This is a genomic window from uncultured Planktosalinus sp., assembly GCF_963973675.1.
In the GTDB taxonomy this organism is placed as follows: Bacteria; Bacteroidota; Bacteroidia; order Flavobacteriales; family Flavobacteriaceae; genus Planktosalinus.
In genome coordinates, this window is sequence record NZ_CAXBAN010000199.1 from 1 (window position 1) to 4824 (window position 4824).

General features: G+C 34.1%; 5 protein-coding genes. All 5 read left to right on the top strand.

The features are described 5' to 3' along the window. Window positions 1-440 (top strand): ABC transporter permease (locus AACY61_RS08700; protein WP_339611186.1); only part of this gene is annotated, 440 nt, incomplete at its 5' end. Between the two features lies 1 nt (window position 441). Next, complete coding sequence (locus tag AACY61_RS08705) at window positions 442-1338, top strand: mechanosensitive ion channel domain-containing protein (protein ID WP_339611187.1); 897 nt, start codon at window positions 442-444, stop codon at window positions 1336-1338. Window positions 1339-1355: 17 nt separating this feature from the next. Then, window positions 1356-2519: a sigma-54 dependent transcriptional regulator gene (locus tag AACY61_RS08710; RefSeq protein ID WP_339611188.1), complete on the top strand. Its 1164-nt coding sequence runs from the start codon at window positions 1356-1358 to the stop codon at window positions 2517-2519. A gap of 39 nt (window positions 2520-2558) precedes the next feature. After that, window positions 2559-3443 (top strand): PPK2 family polyphosphate kinase, encoded by an 885-nt coding sequence (locus AACY61_RS08715; protein ID WP_339611189.1) that lies wholly within the window; start codon window positions 2559-2561, stop codon window positions 3441-3443. A 10-nt stretch (window positions 3444-3453) separates the two neighbouring features. Then, window positions 3454-4824 (top strand): M20/M25/M40 family metallo-hydrolase (locus tag AACY61_RS08720; protein WP_339611190.1); only part of this gene is annotated, 1371 nt, incomplete at its 3' end.

Below are 4824 nucleotides of genomic sequence, written 5' to 3' on the forward strand. Positions count from 1 at the left end.
TTTATGATATAGCCCGACTTCCTATAGCTACACTTATTTTTTCCTTTTTAGTTTTTTTTATAGGGGGTTATTTCTTGTATAGTTCAATTTATGCTGCTATTGGAGCAGCTGTTGATAATGAAACAGACACCCAGCAATTTATGTTTCCAATAATTATTCCCTTGATGTTGGCTATGTATGTGGGCTTTTTTGCTGTAATTGAAAATCCACATGGAACGATTGCTGTTATTTTTTCCCATATTCCATTCACATCACCTATAGTCATGTTGATGCGTATTCCCTTTGGGGTTCCTTGGTGGGAAATTTTAATTTCTATGTTTGTCTTATTTGCTACATTTGCTTTAGTGGTGTGGTTTGCTGCAAAGATTTACCGTGTTGGAATTTTAATGTACGGTAAAAAACCTACCTACAAAGAACTATATAAATGGCTTAAGTACTAATATGCAAGAAAAATTAGAAAATGTAAAAACTGTGATTCCCAATGGATTTTGGGAGACTTTTGGCAATTTTTTGAATTTTGAATTAATAAGTTTTGGCAAAGATCAAAATAGAATAGTCATCACAGTTGGTTTAATCATTCTTCTGTTGGTATCTCTATTTGTTGTCAAAATTATTCTACGGTTAATTCGTAAAATTTATACAAGAAAACTTGAACCCGACGAAAAACTACGTTTTCTGGGAGCTTATAATTTTATTGGCTACTTGGTTTATATACTAGTCTTTGTTTCAGTTTTAAGTTCTGCCGGGATAGACATTACACTTCTTTTAACAGCCACAGCAGTAATATTTATTGGACTGGGTCTTGCAATGAGAGAAATCTTTCAAGATATAATTGGTGGAATTTATATCATTCTTGACAAATCTGTTCAAGCTGGAGACATTATAGAAATAAATGAAAAAGTCTGTAAGGTTTTTGATACTAAATTGCGAACTACAAGAGCAGTAACTCGTGATGACAAAGTCATTGTGATTCCTAACCATAAATTTGTAACTGACCCGGTTATTAATTATACTCAAAATTACAAAAACACAAGGCAATTTGTAAAAGTTAGAGTAGCACTAAATGCAGATATTGATAAAGTTAAAAAAATATTAATTGAAGCAGCAAAGACACATTCAAAAGTTTTAAAAAAACCAGATCCTTTTGTGTTCTTTGAAGATTTTGGTGAAGACGCTTACCTTTTAGGAATCTATTTTTTTATTTCTGAGAGTTTTTTAGAACCAAAAATTAAAAGTGATATTCGGTTTACAATCGAAAAAGAGTTTAGAAAACACGCTATTAAATTTCCTCACCCTCAGAGAGATATTCACTTTTACAAAACTGAAAATTCTGACTAATTTCAAAATAAAAAAGCATGCCTAGAATATTAATTATTGAAGATGAAGAATCTATAAGGCGAGTTCTGGTTAAGATACTTTCTGAAGAAAACAACACATATGAGGTTTCTGAAGCCGCAGACGGCTTGGCCGGAATGGAGCTCATTAAAAATGAAGATTTTGATTTGGTTTTATGTGATATCAAAATGCCAAAAATGGATGGAGTTGAAGTTCTTGAAGCGACAAAAAAAATAAAACCTGAAACTCCAATGGTTATGATTTCAGGTCATGGTGACCTTGATGTTGCTGTTAATACAATGCGGATGGGTGCCTTTGACTATATTTCAAAGCCACCAGATTTAAACAGGTTATTAAACACAGTGAGAATAGCACTGGATAGAAAAGAACTGGTAGTTGAAAATAAAAAACTCAAGAAAAAAGTAAGTAAGAATTATGAAATGGTCGGGGAGTCCATAGCTATCAAACATATCAAAGCGATAATTGAAAAAGTAGCCCCCACAGAAGCACGTGTTTTAATAACGGGAGCCAACGGAACAGGAAAAGAACTTGTAGCCCACTGGATCCATGAAAAAAGTGAACGTTCAAAAGGACCTATGATTGAAGTAAATTGTGCCGCAATCCCTCCTGAACTAATAGAAAGCGAACTTTTTGGACATATCAAAGGAGCTTTTACTTCGGCCATCAAAGATCGAGCAGGTAAGTTTGAAGCAGCCAACGGAGGCACACTTTTTTTAGATGAAATAGGTGACATGAGTCTTGCTGTACAAGCAAAAGTACTCAGGGCTTTGCAAGAAGGAAAAGTGCAACGAGTTGGTAACGATAAAGACATTAAAGTAAATGTTAGAGTAGTTGCAGCGACCAACAAAAACCTTAAAGAAGAAATTAAAGAAAATAGATTTAGAGAAGATTTATATCATAGACTTGCAGTCATATTAATTGAGGTCCCTGCTCTTAATGACCGAAGAGAGGATATTCCAATGCTAATTGATTTTTTTGCAGATAAAATTGCCTCTGAACAGGGAACTTCAAAGAAACTATTCACCAAAGAAGCCTTAAAGCTTCTACAAGAATATGACTGGACTGGAAATATTCGAGAACTTCGTAATGTGGTTGAAAGACTTATCATTTTAGGAGGTAAAGAAATAGCCAAAGAAGATGTAAAAATGTTTGCTTCAAAATAATATTCTTTAATTCTTATTATATTTAATCAAAATTAAATAATGAATTTAGATACCCTTCAAAAAGATACATTCAAAATAACTAAACGTGTTTCGATATCCGATTTACCCACAACGTTAGAATTGAATGCTTCAGAAAAAAAAATCAAAAAAGAACTTAAAAAAGCCAGAAAAAAACTGGGTGATTTGCAAAATACTCAATATGCACACGGAAAATACGGTGTGTTGGTTTGTTTTCAAGCAATGGATACTGCTGGAAAGGATAGTCTTATAAGAGAGGTGTTTAAAGACTTTAATGTAAGAGGTGTTGTAAATTATAGTTTTAAATCTCCTTCTGAAAGAGAGTTGCGCCACGATTACTTATGGAGACACTACATAGCACTTCCCGAAAGAGGAAAATATGCAGTTTTTAACAGAACACATTATGAAAATTTGTTGGTTACGCGTGTTCATCCTCAATATATTTTAAATGAAAATATACCCGGTATTGAAAAAGTAGAAGATATCACACCTGAGTTTTGGGATAAACGATTTAATCAAATTAACAATTTTGAAAAAACACTTGTAGAAAACGGAACCATTATTATAAAGTTTTTTTTGAATATATCAAAAGAAGAACAGAAATATAGATTGTTAAGGCGCCTGGATAAGCCAAATAAAAACTGGAAGTTCTCTCCAGGAGATTTAAAAGAACGTAAACTGTGGGATGAATATTTAGGCTATTATGAGGAAATTTTTAATAGAACATCTACTAATTATGCACCATGGTATAGTATTCCTGCTGATGACAAGCCTACTGCAAGAATGCTGGTTGCAAAAATTTTATTGGAAATCATGGAAACTTATAAAGATATCAAAGAACCCGAGCTACCTGACGAATTAAAAGCACAAATTCCCAACTATATAAATCAATTAAATAACGATTAATACTTTATAAATGAAACAGTTTATTTCTTTACTGATTATTTTTTCTATTTCATCTTCTATTTATTCTCAAAAGGTAAATCAAACAGATTCGTTAATGCTTCGAAAAATATTTGATGAAGCCCTTGTTCACGGGAAAAGTTATGACTGGTTGGATCATCTTTCAAACTCAATTGGAGGAAGGCTTTCGGGATCATTAGAAGCGGAAAGAGCTATTGAATACACAAAGGCAGAGATGGAAGCTTTAGGTTTAGATAAAGTTTGGCTTCAACCCGTTATGGTTCCAAAATGGGTGAGAGGTGTCAACGAATATGCCTATTTTGAATCAACTTCCGGAAATTCAACGGTTGTTAATATTTGTGCTTTAGGCGGCTCTGCACCTACACCCTTAGGTGGATTAAAATCAAATATTATTGAAGTAAAAGGAATCGAAGAACTTGCAGCCTTAGGGAAAGATAAAATTGAAGGTAAAATTGTTTTTTATAACCGCCCTATGGATCCTAAATTAATTCAAACATTTGAAGCCTATGGTGGATGTGTTGATCAACGTTATGCAGGAGCAATGGAAGCCTCAAAATTTGGAGCTACAGGTGTTATTGTCAGGTCAATGAGTTTGAAAATTGATGAACATCCACATACAGGCACAATGACTTATGGAGATTTGCCTTTAGAGGACAGAATTCCTGCTGCAGCCATAAGCACCAAAGACGCCAATCTTTTAAGTGGTGCCTTAAAACTAAACCCTGAAACTAAGTTTTATTTCAATCAAACCTGTAGAGCGTTTCCTGATGTGGAATCTTTCAATGTTATTGGAGAAATAAAAGGCTCGGTTTATCCTGAAAAAGTAATTGTTGTTGGTGGTCATTTAGACTCCTGGGATATAGGAGACGGAGCGCACGACGATGGTGCAGGGTGTGTACAATCAATGGAAGTATTAAGATTGTTTAAAAGACTGAATTACAAACCAAAACACACCATTAGGGTAGTTTTGTTTATGAATGAAGAAAACGGATTAAGAGGAGCCAGAAAATATGCTGCTGAAGCAGAATCCAATAACGAAAAGCACATTTTTGCACTTGAAAGTGATGCCGGCGGATTTACACCCAGAGGGTTTTCTTTTCAATGTTCTAATGAAGATTTTAAACAAATTGAAAGCTGGAAACCTTTATTTGAACCTTATTTAGTACACTATTTTGTTCAGGGAGGAAGCGGTGCAGATGTAGCACCATTAAAAAAAGAGTATAATGTAATGGCCGGATTAAGACCAGACTCACAACGTTATTTTGACTATCATCACGCACACACAGACACATTTGATAAGGTCAACAAACGAGAGCTTGAATTAGGCGGAGCTGCTATGACGTCATTAATATACCTGTTTGAC

Bases quoted from the DNA above. Each gene is read 5' to 3' on its own strand.
- AACY61_RS08705 (WP_339611187.1), top strand. From the start codon at position 442: ATGCAAGAAAAATTAGAAAATGTAAAAACTGTGATTCCCAATGGATTT.
- AACY61_RS08710 (WP_339611188.1), top strand. From the start codon at position 1,356: ATGCCTAGAATATTAATTATTGAAGATGAAGAATCTATAAGGCGAGTT.
- AACY61_RS08715 (WP_339611189.1), top strand. From the start codon at position 2,559: ATGAATTTAGATACCCTTCAAAAAGATACATTCAAAATAACTAAACGT.